The sequence below is a fragment of the Devosia sp. genome, from assembly GCF_028290645.1.
Classification (GTDB): Bacteria; Pseudomonadota; Alphaproteobacteria; order Rhizobiales; family Devosiaceae; genus Devosia_A.
This window is the reverse complement of sequence record NZ_JAQGJL010000096.1, coordinates 1-18026: the sequence shown is the minus strand read 5'-3', so window position 1 is coordinate 18026 and position 18026 is coordinate 1. Positions and strand designations below refer to the sequence as shown.

General features: G+C 65.3%; 23 protein-coding genes. 14 read left to right on the top strand and 9 right to left on the bottom strand.

The features are described from left to right. Positions 1–342 (bottom strand): isocitrate/isopropylmalate family dehydrogenase (locus tag JWQ89_RS05465; protein WP_299639104.1); only part of this gene is annotated, 342 nt, incomplete at its 3' end. Between the two features lie 735 nt (positions 343–1077). Between JWQ89_RS05465 and JWQ89_RS05460 the strand changes: the two genes are divergently transcribed. After that, entirely contained in the window at positions 1078–1266 is a 189-nt protein-coding gene (locus JWQ89_RS05460) for a hypothetical protein (RefSeq protein WP_299639102.1), read from the top strand. 7 nt (positions 1267–1273) lie between these two features. Here the strand turns inward: JWQ89_RS05460 and JWQ89_RS05455 are convergent, their stop codons facing one another. Further along, on the bottom strand, positions 1274–1501 hold the full coding sequence (locus JWQ89_RS05455) for a hypothetical protein (protein ID WP_299639100.1): 228 nt from the start codon (positions 1499–1501) through the stop codon (positions 1274–1276). Positions 1502–1580: 79 nt separating this feature from the next. On the opposite strand from JWQ89_RS05455, the gene JWQ89_RS05450 reads away from it, so the two are divergent. Continuing rightward, positions 1581–2021, top strand: coding sequence for a MarR family winged helix-turn-helix transcriptional regulator (locus JWQ89_RS05450; protein ID WP_299639099.1), 441 nt, complete (start codon positions 1581–1583; stop codon positions 2019–2021). 65 nt (positions 2022–2086) lie between these two features. After that, the gene (gene fabF / locus JWQ89_RS05445; protein ID WP_299639098.1) at positions 2087–3370 is read left to right on the top strand and encodes a beta-ketoacyl-ACP synthase II; all 1284 of its coding nucleotides are present in this window, start codon (positions 2087–2089) and stop codon (positions 3368–3370) included. On the opposite strand, the gene JWQ89_RS05440 is transcribed toward fabF, so the two are convergent. Genes JWQ89_RS05440 through JWQ89_RS05430 form a run of 3 tightly spaced genes read right to left on the bottom strand, consistent with a single transcriptional unit; the run spans position 3371 to position 4490 of the window. Beyond that, a complete protein-coding gene (locus tag JWQ89_RS05440) occupies positions 3371–3715 on the bottom strand; it encodes a TfoX/Sxy family protein (RefSeq protein ID WP_299639097.1) in 345 nt (114 codons plus the stop codon). It abuts the gene before it with no gap. After that, on the bottom strand, positions 3712–4047 hold the full coding sequence (locus JWQ89_RS05435) for a TfoX/Sxy family protein (protein WP_299639096.1): 336 nt from the start codon (positions 4045–4047) through the stop codon (positions 3712–3714). Before JWQ89_RS05435 ends, JWQ89_RS05440 begins: the two co-directional genes overlap by 4 nt. Next, complete coding sequence (locus JWQ89_RS05430) at positions 4047–4490, bottom strand: GFA family protein (RefSeq protein WP_299639094.1); 444 nt, start codon at positions 4488–4490, stop codon at positions 4047–4049. The genes JWQ89_RS05435 and JWQ89_RS05430 overlap by 1 nt, the downstream gene beginning before the upstream one ends. A gap of 79 nt (positions 4491–4569) precedes the next feature. Between JWQ89_RS05430 and JWQ89_RS05425 the strand changes: the two genes are divergently transcribed. The 4 genes from JWQ89_RS05425 (at position 4570) to JWQ89_RS05410 (ending at position 8076) form a co-directional block, all read left to right on the top strand. Beyond that, positions 4570–5139, top strand: a complete 570-nt coding sequence (locus tag JWQ89_RS05425) for a GNAT family protein (RefSeq protein WP_299639093.1) — start codon at positions 4570–4572, stop codon at positions 5137–5139. 135 nt (positions 5140–5274) lie between these two features. Beyond that, positions 5275–5862: a GNAT family protein gene (locus JWQ89_RS05420; protein WP_299639090.1), complete on the top strand. Its 588-nt coding sequence runs from the start codon at positions 5275–5277 to the stop codon at positions 5860–5862. A gap of 61 nt (positions 5863–5923) precedes the next feature. Continuing rightward, complete coding sequence (locus tag JWQ89_RS05415) at positions 5924–6712, top strand: RNA methyltransferase (protein WP_299639089.1); 789 nt, start codon at positions 5924–5926, stop codon at positions 6710–6712. Between the two features lie 119 nt (positions 6713–6831). Continuing rightward, positions 6832–8076, top strand: coding sequence for an MFS transporter (locus JWQ89_RS05410; protein ID WP_299639087.1), 1245 nt, complete (start codon positions 6832–6834; stop codon positions 8074–8076). A 63-nt stretch (positions 8077–8139) separates the two neighbouring features. Here the strand turns inward: JWQ89_RS05410 and JWQ89_RS05405 are convergent, their stop codons facing one another. Continuing rightward, the gene (locus JWQ89_RS05405; protein ID WP_299639086.1) at positions 8140–9096 is read right to left on the bottom strand and encodes a hypothetical protein; all 957 of its coding nucleotides are present in this window, start codon (positions 9094–9096) and stop codon (positions 8140–8142) included. A gap of 386 nt (positions 9097–9482) precedes the next feature. On the opposite strand from JWQ89_RS05405, the gene rpsD reads away from it, so the two are divergent. From rpsD to JWQ89_RS05385, 4 genes are read left to right on the top strand one after another with little or no spacing between them, the layout of a single operon-like run. Then, on the top strand, positions 9483–10100 hold the full coding sequence (gene rpsD, locus JWQ89_RS05400) for a 30S ribosomal protein S4 (protein ID WP_299639084.1): 618 nt from the start codon (positions 9483–9485) through the stop codon (positions 10098–10100). A gap of 19 nt (positions 10101–10119) precedes the next feature. Next, the gene (locus tag JWQ89_RS05395; RefSeq protein WP_299639082.1) at positions 10120–11661 is read left to right on the top strand and encodes a class I adenylate-forming enzyme family protein; all 1542 of its coding nucleotides are present in this window, start codon (positions 10120–10122) and stop codon (positions 11659–11661) included. Continuing rightward, positions 11658–11921 (top strand): acyl carrier protein, encoded by a 264-nt coding sequence (locus tag JWQ89_RS05390; protein ID WP_299639081.1) that lies wholly within the window; start codon positions 11658–11660, stop codon positions 11919–11921. The genes JWQ89_RS05395 and JWQ89_RS05390 overlap by 4 nt, the downstream gene beginning before the upstream one ends. Then, positions 11921–12838, top strand: coding sequence for a hypothetical protein (locus JWQ89_RS05385; RefSeq protein ID WP_299639080.1), 918 nt, complete (start codon positions 11921–11923; stop codon positions 12836–12838). Before JWQ89_RS05390 ends, JWQ89_RS05385 begins: the two co-directional genes overlap by 1 nt. 44 nt (positions 12839–12882) lie before the next feature. Here JWQ89_RS05385 and sbmA read toward each other — a convergent pair whose 3' ends face one another. Continuing rightward, a complete protein-coding gene (sbmA, locus tag JWQ89_RS05380) occupies positions 12883–14295 on the bottom strand; it encodes a peptide antibiotic transporter SbmA (protein ID WP_299639078.1) in 1413 nt (470 codons plus the stop codon). A gap of 141 nt (positions 14296–14436) precedes the next feature. Here sbmA and ttcA point away from each other — a divergent pair, with 141 nt between their 5' ends. From ttcA to JWQ89_RS05365, 3 genes are read left to right on the top strand one after another with little or no spacing between them, the layout of a single operon-like run. Further along, positions 14437–15309: a tRNA 2-thiocytidine(32) synthetase TtcA gene (gene ttcA, locus JWQ89_RS05375; protein WP_299639076.1), complete on the top strand. Its 873-nt coding sequence runs from the start codon at positions 14437–14439 to the stop codon at positions 15307–15309. 47 nt (positions 15310–15356) lie between these two features. Further along, entirely contained in the window at positions 15357–16178 is an 822-nt protein-coding gene (locus JWQ89_RS05370; protein WP_299639075.1) for an inositol monophosphatase family protein, read from the top strand. A gap of 32 nt (positions 16179–16210) precedes the next feature. Then, a complete protein-coding gene (locus tag JWQ89_RS05365) occupies positions 16211–16930 on the top strand; it encodes a class I SAM-dependent methyltransferase (protein ID WP_299639073.1) in 720 nt (239 codons plus the stop codon). A 42-nt stretch (positions 16931–16972) separates the two neighbouring features. Here the strand turns inward: JWQ89_RS05365 and JWQ89_RS05360 are convergent, their stop codons facing one another. Then, the gene (locus tag JWQ89_RS05360) at positions 16973–17440 is read right to left on the bottom strand and encodes an IS30 family transposase (protein WP_299639071.1); all 468 of its coding nucleotides are present in this window, start codon (positions 17438–17440) and stop codon (positions 16973–16975) included. Beyond that, positions 17440–17979: a helix-turn-helix domain-containing protein gene (locus JWQ89_RS05355; protein WP_299639069.1), complete on the bottom strand. Its 540-nt coding sequence runs from the start codon at positions 17977–17979 to the stop codon at positions 17440–17442. Before JWQ89_RS05355 ends, JWQ89_RS05360 begins: the two co-directional genes overlap by 1 nt. Positions 17980–18026 lie beyond the last annotated feature (47 nt).

Genomic DNA, 18026 nt, shown 5'->3' with positions numbered 1-18026 from the left:
CATGATGATCGGCTCGCGGAAGATCACGCCGCCGAGGATGTTGCGGATGGTGCCGTTGGGCGACTTCCACATCTTCTTGAGCTTGAATTCTTCGACGCGCTGCTCATCGGGAGTGATGGTGGCGCATTTGATGCCGACGCCGTGCTTCTTGATGGCGTAGGCGGCATCGACCGTGACCTGGTCGGCTGTCGCATCGCGGTTCTCGACGCTCAGGTCGTAGTATTCGATCTTGAGGTCGAGGTACGGGAGGATCAGCTTGTCCTTGATCGCCTGCCAGATGATGCGGGTCATCTCGTCGCCGTCGAGATCGACAACGGGGTTCTGGACTTTGATCTTGGCCATGCAAAAGCTCCTCGGCGCGCGGAAAAATCGATGCCGGCGCTCATAGCATGAAAACGGCCAAGCGGAAGCGTCCGACAGCCTTTCGGCTTCGGGGTTCAATAGGTCGAGCGGGGTCCGGGGAGGCGTCGGCCACGCGGGTGGTCCGCAAATGAACAGGCCGTCGCCTCGCCGGAACCGTCAGGATTTTCTGGCGGGGGATATGAGGGAGCGTCATTCACCCTGCTCCAAGGAGCAGGCGTGTCCGGTTGCCCATATCCGCGGCCGCCATGGGACGACTCCCCCCACCGTTCGTTGGTCGCGAGTGCCGCTCGTGTGAAGGACGGGGGAGTATCGCATGCGGCCGGAGGGGGCGGGGATAGGTGGGGGACGGTTTACTCGATGCCCCTCTCCCCCTTGGCGGGGGAGAAAGCGAAATCTTAGGTTTAGCCGTTTGGCTAAGCCTTAGATTTCGCAAGAGAGGGGGTCGTTTTGGGGCACCGTGCCTCCGCACCCCCTCTCTTGGAATTTCTAAGGCTTAGCGAAGGGCCAAGCCCAAGAAATTCCATTCTCCCCCACCTAGGGGGAGATGGGCCGGTGGTGGGGCGAGATGGTGCCCAGCTCACTGGCTTCGGCTTTGTTACCATGCACGTCGCGGCTGTGGACCCCCAGCTAAGGGGCAGGCATCATCATGCAACTGCCATGGGGTGGGGGCATTGTTAGTGGAGCGTCAGGCGCCGCTGGCAGTGCGAGGACAAGATGAGCTTCCCTCCGATCATTCCGCCGACCGTACCCAATCTCGAGATCGAGAAGACCGATGAGGGGCCGCTGGGGCCGAGCAAGGTTCCGCCGGAGCCGCTGTTCGAGACCGATGACAGCGTGCTGCCCGATGATGATCGGCCGGCAGACGGGTCGGACAAGCCGACCGGAGAAAAGCCCCGGCGCTGAAGGGCCGTTAGTTGTCGGCGTTGCGGGTGTTGAGAGCGACTTCCTGCAGGGCGTCGGCCTGCCGCGCGTCGGTGCCGGCGGCGTCGATCATGGCGAGGAAGGCGGCGTGCGCGATGGCCTTTTTCTTCGCCTTGGGATGCCGCATCAGGGTTTCCTTCAGCAACTGCTTGGGGGTGCGGGCGGTCCTGGCCAGTTCGCGCAGGGTGTTCCCGATTTCGTCGATCTCATCGGCCATCAAAACCTCCTGCCCAGGATTGGCGCCAATGAAGTGGGTCACGCGCGCTTCGTCAACCCCCAGCATCCGGATTGACACCGTGCATATACACACTAAGTATCGCGCCATGGATGACTTCACGCAGTGCATGGTTTCGAACAGCCGGATGGCGGCGCGGGCGATTACGCGGCGCTACGACGCTTATGCGCGGCCGTTCGGTATTACCTCGACGCAGTTCTCGCTGCTTGGAGTGATCGTGGCGGCGGGCGAGCAGACCGTGAGCGAACTGGCCGAGGCGCGGGGGTTCGAGCGGACGACGCTGACGCGGAATCTCGACCGGCTGGAGAAGATGGGGCTGATCGCCTCGCGCCCGGCGGAGCACGGCAATGGCCGGATCTGCGGCCTGACCGACAAGGGACATGCGCTGGTCGAGCAGTTGCTGCCGTTCTGGCGGAAGGCGCAGGCCGAGATCAAGGAAGAGCTCGGCGCGGCCGGGTTCGACGACACATTGAAGACCCTGAAGCGGCTCGCGGCCGTTTGATCCTCAAACGGCGCGCCGGAGGCATCGGCTGCGCCGTGTATCTACACTGTTGAATGGAGAACTTGATGGCCACGCAACTCAATTCGCCTGCCGATCCGATCGTCGTTACCGGCATGGGCGCTGTCAGCCCGTTGGGGACGGGCGTAGCAACCAACTGGGCGCGGCTGGTTGCCGGCAAGAGCGGACTGGTGCGGAACACGCGCTTCGACGTCACCGAGTTCGCCGCCAAGGTGGCGGGGCTGGTGCCGGTCAAGGCCGACGATCCGGAGGGGTTCGATCCGCTGGTGGCGATCGACCCCAAGGATATCAAGAAGATGGACCTGTTCATCCAGTACGGGCTGGTCGCGGCGCAGGAAGCGCTGGCGCAATCGGGCTGGGTGCCCAGGACCGAGGAAGAGCGCGCTGCTACGGCGACGATCATCGGCACGGGCGTGGGCGGGTCGCCGGTGATGGCGCAGGCGGTAGAGACGATCATCGAGAAGGGGCCGCGGCGGCTCTCGCCGTTCACGGTGCCGAGCTTTCTCGCCAATCTCGCCGCCGGCTGGATTTCGATCCGCTACGGCTTCAAGGGGCCGATCGGGGCGCCGGTGACGGCCTGCGCCGCGTCCGGGCAGGCGATCGGCGACGGCATGCGGCTGATCCTTACCGGCGAGGCGGACGTGGCGGTGGTGGGCGGCGCCGAGGGCTCGATCGATCCGATCTCGGTGGGCGGGTTCGGCGCGGCGCGGGCCTTGTCGACGGCGTTCAATGACGATCCGCAGGCGGCGTCGCGGCCGTTCGACCGGAGGCGGGACGGGTTCGTGCTGGCGGAGGGCGCGGCGGTGCTGGTGATCGAGCGGCTGAGCCATGCGAAGGGGCGCGGCGCCACGCCGCTCGCGATACTGTCCGGTTACGGGACATCGGCGGATGCCTATCACCTGACGGCGGGCGAGCCGACTGGGGCAGGGGCACAGGTGGCGATGCGCAATGCGCTGAAGATGGCGGGGGTGTCGCCGGGCGAGATCGACTACATCAATGCGCACTCGACCTCGACCGGGGTCGGAGATGCGGCGGAACTCGCCGGCATCGGCGCGGTGTTCGCCAACCGGGGCAAGGATCTCGCGATCTCTTCGACCAAGTCGGCCACCGGGCACCTGATGGGCGCGGCGGGGGCGATCGAGTCGGTGTTCTCGATCCTCGCGCTTCGCACCGGCATGCTGCCGCCGACACGGAATCTCGAGGATCCGGATGTCGGCGAGCAGTTCGACCTGGTGCCGAAGGTGGCGAAGCCGAAGATGGTGCGCCACGCCCTGTCGAACTCGTTCGGCTTCGGCGGCGTCAACGCCTCGCTGGTATTCTCGGCGCTCTGACTATTTGGGCGGCAGGGCGGCGACCCAGCGTTCTGCCGTCTCGACCCAGCTCCGCAGGTCGTCATCGTCCTCGATGGCATCAGGGTCGATCCAGATGAAACCGCGCATCGGCTTGCCGCCGTGCACCATCTGGGTTGCGCCGGGACGGGCGAGAGCCTCGTCATTGTGGTCCTTGCCGACGCTGAGGAGGATCCGGCCGTCCTTCTTGGTGCCGACGAGGATGTGGCCGTTGAGCAGGAACGTCAGGCCGCCGAACATGGTCTTTTCGGTGACGCGTGGATCGCCATCGAGGATGTTCCGGACGCGTTCGACGAGATGGGCCATGGTGGTGGAGGCGGTTTTCATTTCGGCGGAAGCGTCGCGGCGAAGTTTATGGCGTAGGCGATCCACCCGGTGAGCGCCGTGTCGTCGGGGGTACCGGTTTCGTTGACGGCGATGAAGCCGGTCATGGGGCGTGGGCCCATGTGCATCTGGTAGGCGCCGGGGCGCTCGAGGGCCTCGGCCTGCTTCGCTGGATCGACGCGGACCAGGAGGTCGCCCTTGGCGGTGGTGCCAATGACCATGTTGCCACGGAGCATGAAGCCGATGCCGCCGAACATCTTCTTTTCGACGATGCCGGGCGTGGCGGCGAGCAGTGGGCGGAGACGGTCGCCCAGGGCGTCGGAAGCGGCAGACATCAGTGGCCTCCTTCGTTGCGGTAGGTGGAGTGCATGCGCAGGCCCTCCGGCATCACGTCCCAGTCGCGATGGCTGCGGGCGAAGATCAGCTGATTGGGGACGTACCAGGTCGTTTTGGCGCCGAAGAGGCCGACGGGAAGCATGAGGGCCTCGGGGGCGCGGCTTGAGCGGGCGTAAAGCGGCGTGCCGCATTCGGGGCAGAACCAGCGGGTGAGGAGGGCGCCCGAATTGGCCGGACGGGCGAAGCTGCGGGTCGGGCCGGTGATGGTGACGTCGCCGGGGCTGGCGAGCGCGACGGTGGCGTGGCCGGTGCCGCTGGCGCGCTGGCAGTCCTCGCAGGAGCACATGAACATCGCGTGGATCGGGCCCTTCACCGCAATCGAGACAACTCCGCAGGCGCAGCGGGCGGTGAGATCGACATCGGGTCTTGCGTGTTGCGGCATGGCGCAAGCTGACATCAGCCGCCATCGATCCGCAAGCGCTCCGCTTGATCGGCCGGCCTGCTGCCACTAGAGGGGAGGGATGATGTATGCGCCGCAGTTCCCCATCGAGACTGAGCGGCTCCGCCTCCGGCCGTTCACCCGGGGCGATGTCGATGCGGTGTTCACCTATCGGCAGCGCACGGACGTGACGCAGTATCTGTCCGACGGCCCGATGAGCCACCAGAGCGTCACCGAGGTGGTGCAACTGCGGGTCGGGCAGCAGGCGTTCCTCGCCGAGGGTGACAAGATTTTCCTCGCCGCCGAGCTCAGGAGCCCGCAGCGGGTAATCGGCGAGGTGTCGCTGATCCTGCGTGACGCGCCCTCCCGGCAGGCGGAGATCGGCTACGTCTTCCACCCCGATTTCCACGGCCGGGGCTACGCCACGGAGGCGGCACGGGTGCTGCTGCAGATGGGATTCGAGGGTGCCGGGATGCACCGGATCTACGCCCGGTGCGCGGCCGCAAACGAGGCGTCGTGGAAGGTGATGGAGCGGCTGGGGATGCGGCGGGAGGCGCATTTCCGCGAGCACAGCTTCGTCAAGGGCGCCTGGGACGAGGAGTTCGTCTACGCCCTGCTCGAAGGCGAGTGGCGAGACGGCGCTGGTCGCTAAGTGAGGCTGCAGCCTCATGATTTCCCGCCCGGCGGGGCGGATTTAGCAAACTATTTCAACGTCTAAGCCGGAACCGCCATCATGGCGTCGCGTTCTGCAGGTAAACCTTAAATCATTGGAACAGCGGAGATGTCGATGCCTGACTTTCCCATTGAAACCGCGAGGCTTGCCCTCAGGAACTTCCAAAAATCCGACCTCGACGCGGTCATGGCCTACCACGCCCTTCCGGAGGTGCAGCGCTATCTCGACTGGAAGGCGCGCGACAGGGTGGAGGTGAAGGCGGCGCTCGACGCCATGTGCGCGCAACAGCGGCTGCACCGTCCGGGCGACGTCATCACGCTGGCGGTGGTGAAGAAGTCGGACGGCCTGCTGGTCGGCCAAGTGTCGCTGAAATGGACCGACGCGACCGCCGGGCAGGCCGAGTTGCGGTTCATCCTCAGCCCGACGCAGCGCCAGCAGGGCTATGCCCGGGAGTCGGTGCGCGCCGCGCTCGATCTGGGGTTCAACGAATTCGGGCTCCACCGGATTTTCGCCCGCTGCTCGGCACGCAACGAGGCCTCTGCAAAGCTGCTGAAGGAGCTCGGCATGCGGCTCGAGGCGCATTTCCGCGAGCACGCGCTGTTCCAGGGCGAGTGGGATGAGGAGCTGCATTTCGCCATCCTCGATCGCGAATGGCTGCGCGGCAGCAAGGTGAAGGAACTCAAGCGCAATATGGTGGCCTGACGCCGCGCTTGATCTCGGAACGGCTTAGGCCCTATCTCCCGGCCGAACGGGAGCTTTGCCTATGGCCGGAACCGACAAATCGCAGGAGTTCACCTACCGGCCGAGCCCGGCGATAATTCTGTGCGAGCCGCAGCTGGGCGAGAATGTCGGCACCACGGCGCGTGCCATGGCCAATTTCGGGCTATGGGACCTGCGGCTGGTCAACCCGCGCGACGGCTGGCCCAACGAGCGCGCCATCGCCGCGGCGTCGCGTGCCGATCATGTGATCGAGAAGGTGCGCGTGTTCGCTACCGTCGAGGAGGCAATCGGCGATCTCTCCATGGTTTTCGCGACGACGGCGCGCCGCCGGGACATGCAGAAGCCGGTCTATGGCCCGGAGGAGGGGGCGCAGCGCATCATCTCGCATATCGCGGGCGGCGCGAAGGCGGGCCTGCTGTTCGGGCGCGAGCGCTGGGGGCTTTACAACGAAGAGGTGGCGCTGGCCGATGCCATCGTGACGTTCCCGGTCGAGGCGGCGTTCGCCTCGCTGAACATCGCGCAGGCGGTGCTGCTCATGGCTTACGAGTGGCGGCAACAGGCCGACAAGGGCGAGGTGCTGCCGTTCACCGGCGGGCTCGATCCCATCGCGCCGCGCGAGGAACTGGTGGGGCTGTTCCTCCATCTCGAGGAGACGCTCGACCGCACCGGCTTCTTCAAGACCGCCGACAAGCGGCCGACGATGGTCGACAACCTGCGCGCGGCGTTCAGCCGGGCGCAGCTGTCGACCCAGGAAATCCGTACGCTGCGCGGCGTGATCTCCTCGATCGACCGGGCGCACCTGCGGCAGGGGCGGCTGGCGAAGAAGGAATAGGTGCCTGGCGGCCACGAACTTTTCCCGGGACTCGGCGGGCCCTGCGCTCGGCACCTGGAGGTGGCTAGCAACAAGTAGGCTTTGACGGCTTACTGCTCCGCATGGCATCTCACGCCACCATGACCACTGACATCTTGGCTGCGCCGTCCCGCCTGGCCTTCAGCTACCGCAATTTCCGCTTCTTCTGGCTGACGACGCTGCTGGTCAGCTTCGCGGTGCAGATCATGTCGGTGTCGATCGCCTGGCAGATCTACGACGTGACGGGCGAAGCGCTGCTGCTCGGGCTGGTGGGGCTGTCGCTGTTCCTGCCGTCGCTGCTGCTGATCCTCGTCACCGGGCTGACTGCCGACCGGTTCAACCGCCGGGTGATCATGGCCATCTGCCTCGGCGTCGAACTGCTTTGCGCGCTCGGCTTCCTCGCCTTCAGCAACGCCGAGGCGCATGAGGTGTGGCCGATCTTCGGCATCCTCGCGGTGCTTGGAACGGCGCGGGCGTTCTGGGGGCCGTCGGCGCAATCGCTGGCGCCGAACCTGGTGCCGCCCGAGGCGCTCGCCAACGCAATCACCGTCAATGCTTCGGCCTGGCAGGCCGCCTCGATCATGGGGCCGGCGGTGGGTGGGCTGCTCTACGGGGTCGGGCCGTCGGTTGCCTTCGGCACCGGGGCGGGGCTGCTCGTCCTCGCCATGATCTCGGTGCTGCTGATTTCCAAGCCCTCGATCCGCGAGTCGCACCAGGCGACGAGCCTCGAAACCATGCTGGCCGGCTTCCGCTACATCTTCGCCAACAAGGTGGTGCTGGGCGCGATCTCGCTCGACATGTTCGCCGTGCTGATGGGCGGCGCGGTGGCCCTGCTGCCGATCTATGCCAAGGACATTCTGCATGCCGGGCCGGCCGAACTCGGCTTCCTGCGCGCTGCCCCGGGCATCGGCGCGATCGCCATGGCGCTGTTCCTGACGCGGTTCCCGATCCGCGACCATGCGGGAAAGCTGCTGTTCCTGTTCGTGGGCCTGTTCGGGGCCTTCACGGTGCTCTTCGGACTATCGACGACGATCTGGATCTCGGTGCCGGCACTGGCGCTGGTGGGCGCTTCGGACATGGTCAGCGTCACCATTCGCGAGACCATCATGCAGCTCTGGACGCCGGAGCAGGTGCGCGGCCGGGTGAACGCGGTGAACAGCGTCTTCATCGGCGCCTCGAACGAACTGGGCGAGTTTCGAGCCGGCACGGTGGCGCATTTCATCGGCCCGGTGCCGGCGGTGGTCATCGGCGGCATCGGTTCGATTGCCATCGCAGTGCTGTGGAGCCGCATCTTTCAGGGGCTGCGTGAGCAGCGCTCGCTGGACAGGAAAATGGTCGAGGGGTAGCGGCGGACAAGGCTCCGCCGCCCCGATATCGAGGCGGCGGAAGTATCGTCGATGCTGGCGGGCTTAGCCGGCCGTGGTCGACGCCTCGATATAGACGGTGATCGCGTCGCTGGTGGTGGTGGCGCCGAGCACGTCCGAGAGATCGGCGTTGCGGGCCTGGATGGCCCGCATGGCTGCCGTATTGGCGGCCAGCACGGTGCGGATATCGGCGGCGCCCTGGGTCTTGAGCGTGGCGCTCACTTCGCCGGCCTGGCAATTGGACACGCCGACCACGGTGACCTTGCGGGCCGCAGCCAGAACGCCCATGTCGGGCTTGCCGAAGCTCGAGATCATGGCCTCGAGGCCCGCCTTGCCGCAGGCGATCACGGCCATGTTCACGCCGCCGCCGCCGGAATTGTTGAGCAGATCGTCGGCAGCCGCGACTTCGTCGGGGCTGATGACGCCGTCGCCGTTGAGGTCGATGATCACCGAGGCGCCGAGTGCGACCTCGAGGGCGGCGGTGGCCGCGGCGAGTTCGCCGGCGCTGATGGAGCCGTCGCCGTTGATATCGATCGAGGCCGTGGTGGCGCCGTTGCCGCTGCCGACGCCGACGTTGACGGACAGCGCCGCATCGGCCGCCGCCTCTTCGGCGGTGCTGATATTGCCGTCCGCGTTGACGTCGACGGTCGAGCCCGGCCCGAGGCGAACGGCGAGGGCGACGTTGGCCGCGGCCAATTCATCGTCGCTGATGGTGCCGTTGCCGTTCGCGTCCACACGGACGGTCAGCGCAGCATTGTTGCCGAGGGTGACGTTTGCGTTTGCTGCGGCGGTCTGCTCTTCAGTGGTTATATTGCCGTCGCCGTTGAGATCCACGGTAACGGAGGCATTGCTGCCCGAGCCCGAACCGCCGACACTGACGCTGGCGCCGGCGTCAGCTCCCCCGACACTGACGGCCCCCGTGACACTTGTCTGCGCATAGGCCATGCCGCTCGCCGATAGTGCGACAGCAGTTGCCAGTGCAATGAGTGACGTGGTTTTCATTTATCGATCCTCGCTGAAATCTTACATGGATAAATGAAACGGCCATGAATGTACTTGGTTGCATCAACTATGGGGTGGTGTTTGTGCTTAGAGCTTTGCATTAACGCTTTCGCTCTATCTTCTGTAAGATGCGATCTTGCAGCTGGGACCATAGCGGCAGGCCGTTGTCACCTGCGATGTCGTGAGCAGGTCGGGTTGATGCCGTGCCTGGCGCTCGCGGCCTTGACTTCGCAGGCCTCCCCCTCTATCACGCGCCAACTTGTCGAGCCTTCGGGTTCCTCGAGCGCACCCGGGATTGCCTGAACCATCAGGAATCTGTCGGTCCGTTCCGCAAGGTCGGGCAGAGGAGGGCGCAATCACTTTCGACGATCTTTGAAAGGATTCCGATGTCGAAGCGCGATTCAGTTAAGCACAAGATCGACCGCCGTTTGGGCGAAAACCTCTGGGGCCGTCCGAAGTCCCCGCTCAACAACCGGGCCTATGGCCCCGGCCAGCACGGCCAGCGCCGCAAGGGCAAGACCTCCGACTACGGTCTGCAGCTGCGCGCCAAGCAGAAGCTCAAGGGCTATTACGGTTCGATCACCGAGAAGGCCTTCAAGAAGCTCTACACCGAAGCTTCGCGCGTCAAGGGCGACACTGGCGAGCGCCTGATCGGGCTGCTCGAGAGCCGTCTCGACGCCATCGTCTACCGCGCCAAGTTCGTGCCGACCGTCTTCGCGGCGCGCCAGTTCGTGTCGCACGGCCACATCCTCGTCAACGGCAAGCGCGTCAACATTCCGTCGTACCAGGTCAAGGTCGGCGACAAGGTCGAAGTGCGCGAGCGTTCCAAGCAGCTCGGCATCGTGCTCGAGGCCAACCAGCTCGGTGAGCGCGACGTTCCCGAATACGTGGAAGTCGACCACGGCAAGCAGACCGCCACCTACGTCCGCATCCCGGCCCTCGCCGACGTGCCGTACCCGGTCCAGATGGAACCGAACCTGGTGGTGGAATTTTACTCGCGCTAAGCGCAGCGCCCGCCAGAAGTTGTGGAAGGCCGCCCCTCTGGGGCGGCCTTTTGTTTTTCTCGAGCACCAACTAGAGCTAACTCCGACATTCTCTTGCCACATTGACTCAGGGTGGAACCGGGGACGGACATTGAGCTTGCTGGGACGGCTGCAGGACCACTCGGAGCGCATGGGTGAGGTCGAGGCGATATCTTCTGCCGAGCACTCAGCCCTTACGTATCGCGAGTTGCAGGGTCGCGTGGCCGCCGGCGCGGCGTTTCTCAAGTCCCAGGGGATCGCGGCGGGAACCGCTATCGGCATCGCCGTGACCGACGAGGTTGAACATCTGACCGCGACCCTGGCGTTAATGGCCGTGGGTGCGCATCAGGTTACCCTCGCATCGCACGACACTGCGGGGGCGAAGGAGCGAATCGCCCGGCGCCTGGAGCTGACGCATATCCTCGAGGCACCTGCGACAGAGGACCTGCCCGGGCTCGTGCGCGTCAGCTGGCCCCAGCGGGGGGTCGCCCCCACCGTGAACGTCATCGAATGGACCGAGGGCGGCGGCATCATCTACTTCGGCACCTCGGGTACCACCGGAGAAATGAAGCTGTTGCCGCTGACCGATCGACAGATCGCGGCCCAGGCGCAGCGCCACCACGATTATGCCGGCGAGCGGGTGCTGCGGCTTGGTTCGATCGAGCACAATATCTCGAAACGGCTGAGGCTCTATTGCGTCTGGGCCGGGGGAACGAATGTATTCGTTCCCGATGGCGAGTTCGATGTTGCCGACCTGTGCGTGCACCAGCGGGTCACGGAACTCGACATCTCCCGCCTTCACGCTGCGGACCTCGCCGCGCGTGAACTCAGCATGCTCCGCGGGGTAAGGATCAGCGTCGCCGGCTCGCCGCTGCCGTTCGACGTCCGCCGCAGCATCGAGCGCAACGTCACGCCGTTGCTGACAGTGCGCTATGGGGCGACCGAGTGTGGAACCATCGCGTTCGCGGGTCCGGGCGAGCATGACGAGGCCGAGGCGGTCGGTCCGCCGGTGCGCGGGCTCGAGCTGCAGATCGTCGATCCCGCGGGTGCGCCTCTGCCGCCAGGGACGACCGGGCTGATACGCCTGCGGGTCGACGGCATGACTTCGGGATATGTCGGCGACCCGCAGGAAACGCAGGCGCGGTTTCGCGACGGCTGGTTCTACCCCGGTGACGTCGGCATGGTGCGCGCCGATGGCAACCTGATCGTTCAGGGACGCAGCGACGACATGATGATCCTCAACGGCATCAATGTGTTCCCGGCCGAGATCGAGCGAGTGCTGGAGCGGCATCCGGCGGTATTGGCATCGGCGGCACTACCGCTGGAATCCAAGGTTCATGGACAGATCCCGGTCGCCGCCGTCGAACTCAGATCAGGAGTTGCGGTAACGACTGGCGAACTGCTGAGCTATGCAAGGGAACTACTGGCGCTTCGCGCGCCCAGGCGGATTCTTGTGCTAGAGGCGCTGCCCAGAAACAGCCAGGGCAAGATTCTGCGGCGCGAAATCGCGGCGCAATTTGAGACTGCAAGGAGTGGACGTTGACTAACGAGGATATTCGACAGGTGATCGCGGATGCATTGGGTTACGCGTCCGTACCACGCTTCCGCGGGAGCTCGCGCGAGGCTGCGTTTCTCAGCGGGGCCGAGGATGTTCCGCTGGCCACGCTGGAGATCGACAGCCTCGCCGCCATGGAACTCTGCATCGCGATAGAAACCATTGTGGGGGTGTCGATCCTTCCCCAGCAGCTCGCCGAGATAGGCTCTCTCAACGCGCTGGTGACTACTATCAGCGGGGCCCTCTAGTGCTGGAGGACTACGATCGGCTGATCGCGTCCTGCCGGAGCATGAACGGCGTCAATCGCGTTCACATCGCATTTGGCAACACCCTTACCCCCGTCGAAGTTCTCGCGTTATCCGAGGCCCTGTTCGTGAAGGGAATCCACGACGGACCGACGCTCAGTGGCGAGCAGAGCTTTTCAGCAAGGGAACTGAAAGAGGCGGCCCGGGAGTGGGTGGATGAGCTTTTTCAGGATCTCCGGCCTGTGGGCAAGGTAGACCCCGAGCCGTTCGTCCGCCGCGACATACGCAAGAACGTAACCCTTTTCACCGACGGCGCCGATGCTCGGGAAAAGGCACTGCTTCTTGCGTTTCCGGGCGGGAACCACCGGATAATGATGCCCATCGCCGCGTTCTTGCAGAACCTTGCGGCCGCTGCGACGGATGTGGTCGTCATTCGCGACGGCACGCGCACGAGGTATATCAATGGCATAGAGGGGCTGGCGGACAGCATCGAGGAACTCGCGGATGCGTTGCCGGCCCTGTTGCAGGTGCAGCGCTACAAGCGCGTCTATGCCCTCGGGGTAAGCGCCGGAGGCCTGCCCCTGCTTATGGTCGCACTGCAGATCGGCATAGAAAACATCGTCATTTGCGGGGCGATCAGCCCGTTCGCCCCACGTATCGAGCGCCCGGGGGCGACGCCGATCGCGGATGTGTTAAGGGCGGCCAATGCCAATGGCAAACCAAAGCACATCGTGGCCGTCCACGGGGCGGACTCCCCCGAAGACAAACAGGCGGCCGCCGACATCGCCAGTTGCATCGACGCCAAGGTCGTCGAGGTTTCATCCCCAAACTTTGCGGTGATGCACAACACGCTCCACCGCCTCCACAAGGACGGCGACTTGCCGGCCTTTCTAGACGCGCACCTGTGGCGGCGCGCGTAACTGCCGGAAGATAGGGGCCGCTTTGAACAGCGGCCCCTCCGGCCTCATGTCGACGTGGCGATGCTGGACACCGACTCCTTGATCGGCTCCTGTTCCTGCGGGATGAAGCTCTCGAACAGGCGCAGGCGCTGGTAGACCGAGAGCAGCTCGACGATCGTCGTCCAGGCGCGGGCGAAGAACTGGAACGAGCCGGAGACCTGGCCGAAGGCGTTCGAGATCTGCTGGTAGAAGCCAAGCGTCAGCGTGCCGGCGAGGATCGACGGCGACATGGCGAGGAGCGGGATGTAGGCGGCGCCCTGCAGGTACGCGTACCGGGCGAGGTTGAAGTAGGTGTAGTGGAAATACAGCCGGTAGTAGTTGAGCTGCACGTTGGCGAAGAGCTGCTTGGAGGTGAGGGGCTCGGCACGGTCGGCGCTGTCTTCGCCGTAGACGAGTTCCTTGCGTAGGGCGGCTTCGACGCGCTGGTTCTGGAAGTTGAGGCCCGGGAGCTTTATGCCGACGAAGGCGAGCAGCACGGTGCCGAATGCCGCCGAGATCAGCGCCACCCAGACGAGGCTGCCAGGCACCTGGCCGAGGATCGGCAGTTCGGTGATGTGCTGCGAGAGCTCCCACAGGATCGGCAGGAACACGACAAGGGTGATCAGCGAGGAGAAGAAGCTTGTGCCCAGGTCCTCGACGATCGAGGCGAAGCGCATGGTGTCTTCCTGGACGCGCTGCGCCGCGCCTTCGGTAGTGCGGATCGCGGGCCAGTAGGCCATGTAGTAGGAGTTCATCGCCTTGCGCCACCGGAAGACGTAGTGGGAGGTGAAGAAGGCGAGGATCACCAGCGCGAGGATGTTGGGCAGCAGCACTGCGAAGATGACGAAGACCTGGCCGTAGAAGGTGACCGGATCGACCGATCCGGGCTGCGACAGGGCCTGCTGCAGGAGGTCGAAGAACGTACCCTGCCAGGCATTGACCCAGGCGTCGACCTGCACGTTGAAATAGATGGCGAGGAGGATCGCCGTCGAGCCGACCACCGACCACCGGTACCATTCGTTCCGCTTGTAGAAGTACCAGAACACGCAGAACACCACCGCGATCATCAGGATGTACTGGTATTCCCAGATCTTCTCGCCGTTGAGGAAGCTGGTGTCCTCGGCAACGCAGTTGCCTGTGGCGGCCGCGGCCGGCGGGGCGCTTTCGGTGGTCGAGGGCGCGTTGGGGTTGGTATCGGGGGCGCCCGCAGCCGGCTGGCCGGGGGTGGCAGGCGTGGCGCCCGGCGTTTCGGTGGTCGGCTGATCCCCCGTCGGCGCAGCTGCAGCTGGCGCGCAGATTGCGGGGGCGAGGAAGCGGTCGACACTCAGGACGGAGCGGATCGGTTGGCCGGCGACGAAGAACAGCAGGGTAGCTGCCAGCATCAGCAGCACCGCCGACGAGAAGAACAGCTTGGGTTCGGGGAAGAATGAGCGGAACAAGGGAGACTCCTCGGGGTTCCGTGAGGTTGCGTCATCTAACTGACTAAATCTGGAGCCGGCAAGAAATCCGGCACACCTTGCCATGATGTAAATTCGCAGCAAGCTTCCGGTAAGGCGCGTGGTTTGGTATCAGCTCACCCCATGAACCAGATCGTCAGTCCCGCCCGGCTCGAGGCCGATGCCGAAGACCTCTCCGGCACGCATCCGCTGTTTGCCGGGGCGCCGCGCAGCGTCGAGTTCAACAAGCTCAGGAAGCGCCTCATCCGCAACATGCGGGAGGCGATCGAGAAGTTCGGCATGGCGCGGGCCGGGGAGAAGTGGTTGGTCGCCATCTCGGGCGGCAAGGACAGCTACGGGATGCTGGCGCTGCTGCTGGACCTCAAGTGGCGCGGGCTGCTGCCGGTCGAACTCACCGCCTGCAATCTCGACCAGGGGCAGCCGAACTTTCCCAAGCACATCCTGCCGGACTGGCTGAGCAAGCACGGCATCGCGCACCGGATCGAGTACAGGGACACCTACTCGATCGTCACCAGCACACTGCCGGCGGGGGCGACCTATTGCTCGCTCTGCTCACGGTTGAGGCGCGGCAACCTCTACCGCATCGCGCGGGAGGAGGGCTGTTCGGCGCTGGTGCTGGGGCATCACCGCGAGGACAGCCTCGAGACGTTCTTCATGAACCTGTTCCATGGCGGCAAGCTCGCGGCCATGCCGCCGCGGCTGATGAACGACGACGGCGACGTCGAGGTGCTGCGGCCGATGATCTATTGCGGCGAGCCGGACCTCGAGAAGTTCGCCGAGCACATGGCGTTCCCGATCATCCCGTGCGACCTCTGTGGGTCGCAGGAGGGGCTCGAGCGCAACGCCATGAAGGCGATGCTCAACGACATCGAAAAGCGGATGCCGGGACGCAAGGACATCATGATACGGGCCTTGGGTAATGTGCGGCCGAGCCATCTGCTCGATCCGAAACTGTTCGATTTCCTCGGCCTGCAGAAGGCCGCGACGGGCGACTGATCATCCCGTTGAACCGCCCCCCTGGATCGAACCAACCAAGAGCGAAAATGAGTTCATTCGATATCGACCGCCTCGCGGTCATCCTCCGTGATGCGGCCAAGAGCGAAATCCTGCCGCGGTTCCGGCACCTCGAGCCGGGGATGGTCCGCGAGAAGGCCGACGCGATCGACCTCGTGACCGAGGCGGACGAGCAGGCTGAGCGGCGGATCAAGGCCGAGGTCGTGGCGGCGTGGCCCGATGCACTGTTCGTCGGGGAGGAATCGGTGGCGGCGAGTCCGGCGCTGCTGGATGCGCTCGATCGCGCCGACTTCGCCATCGTCGTCGATCCGGTCGACGGCACGGCGAACTTCGCTGCGGGTCTGCCGCTCTATGCGACGATGGCGAGCGTGGTATCGAAGGGCGAGACCATCGCCGGCATCATCTACGACCCGATGGGCGACGACTGGGTGCTGGCCGAGAGGGGCGGCGGGGCGTGGCAGCGACGGCCCGACGGTACGCAGTGGCGGCTCAAGGTGGCGACGGCGCCCGGGCTGGCCGATCTCGTCGGCCATGTGTCGATCACGTTCCTGCCGGCGGACAGCAAGCCAAGGGTGCTGGCGAACCTCGCCAAGATCCGGGTGGCGGCGAACTATCGCGTCGCAGGGCACGACTACCGGACGTTCGCGGCGGGGTTCTCGCATTTCGTCGCGTTCAACAAGCTGATGCCGTGGGACCACCTGGCCGGGTGCCTCATCTCGGAAGAGGCGGGCGGGTATGTGGCGCGGTTCGACGGGTCGCCGTACCTGCCCAGCCATCGGGAGGGCGGGTTGCTGATTGCCAGCGATCGCGACACCTGGAATTTACTGCGCGCAGAGGTGTTTACGGTATAGTGGCGGTCTGAATCGTCGAGGGGAGGCGCGATTTGGACCAACTGAACTACTGGGCGATCGCCGAGCGCGATATCGAGATCCAGAACCCGATCACCGACCGGAAGCTGCGGCTGCTCGACGACTATTGCGACATCCGGGATGGCCTCAGCGTGCTCGACATCGGCTGCGGCAAAGCCTGGCTGATGCGGCAGTGGGCCGACAAGCACGCCATCGAGGGCGTCGGCATCGACATCAATCCGCGCTTTCTCGAGGTCGCCCGGCGGAAGCCGCCGGCGCGGGGGCATCTGACCTTTCACAACGCCTCGGCCAAGGGGTTCCCGATCTCCCCGGCCTCTTACGATATCGTGCTCTGCCTGGGGGCGTCCTTCGCCATCGGCGAGGTACCGCAGGCGTTGGAATGGATGGCCGCGGCAACCAAGCCCGGTGGCAGCGTGGTGCTAGGCGACATGGTGCTGAGGCACCATCCGGAGGTGCCGAAGGGCGATATACTGCCGCCCGATACGGTGAGCATGATGGGCGTGGTGGAGCGCCACGGCGCCGAGGTATCGGCGACGATCAGCGCCTCCGAGGCGGATTTCGAGCGCTATGTCAGCCACCACCGGCACGCGACGCTGACCTGGGCGCGCGAGAACCCCAAGCATCCGGACCATGCGGAAGTGCTGAGCAAGAGCCGGCGCGACTGGATGTATTACCAGCGGACGATCCGGCCGCTGCTCGGCTGGACCATTTTCGTGGGGCGGAAGAACGGGTGACCAGAAGAGCCGCTGCCACCTGGCCGGCACTCACACTGGATGTCATTCCGGCGAAGGCCGGAATGTGGATTCTCGTTTGAAGTGCAACAGTTGGTCTAAGAAGGCTTCGGCCGGGGTACGCCAGTCAAGGCATTTTCTGGGGGTGTTGTTGTAGGCGGCGATGATTGTGACGAGGTCGGTTTGGCCGAGTTGCGCGAGGTCGGTCTTGCGCGGCAGGAAACGGCGCATACGGCCGATGGCGTTCTCGACGCCGCCCTTCTGCCAGGGCGCATGGGGATCGCAGAAGTAGGTGCCGATGCCAAGCGCGCCAAGTTCGTGGTGGCGGGCGAACTCGGTGCCGTTGTCGAAGGTGACGGTGCGGCGGAGCGGCGGCGGCAGTTGCGCGAGGACCGCGCCGATCGCCTGGGCGATGGGCCCGGCATGTTTGGAGCCCAGCGGCAAGCCGATCAGCGCCCGGCTCATGCGCTCATGCAGGATCAGCAGGTTCTGCCCGTACCGGGCGAAGCCCATCAGGTCGGCCTCCAGTGCCCCGGGGTCCGGCGGCCGGCGGCCTCCTCGGGCCGCGCGCTGAGCGGTATTCGGTGCAGCATATGCAGCGCCGGGCTGCCGCCCTTGCCGGGTCGCCAGCCACGCTTGAACTTGCCCCGGGGCAGATAGCGGCGCCAGTCGAAGTCGTTGTGGCGCCGGATCTGGGCATGGATGAAGCGATAGATGGTCTCCCCCCCGACCGGCGCCGTTCCGGTCTGCCGCGCGCGACCGACGATCTGCTCGGGCGACCAACCTTGCTCGAGCTGGCCGAGCACCTGCTGGCGCAACGCCGCGTCCCGATCCAGCCGGCTGCCGCTCCAGCGCCGCGCCTTGGCCTGCGCCTCGGCGTAGACCGGCTGGTAGGCCACCTGCACACCGCGGTTGCGCTTCAGCTCTCGAGCCACCGACGATGGCGCGCGATCCAGAGCTGCAGCGATCTGCCGGATCGAGCGGCCCGCGCCCGATAGCCGGGCAATCTCACACCGCTCCGCAACACCGAACTGTCGATATCTCTGTCCCATGCCAACACCCTAACCAGGTGTTGCATTTCGTTTGAGAACTCAGGGGA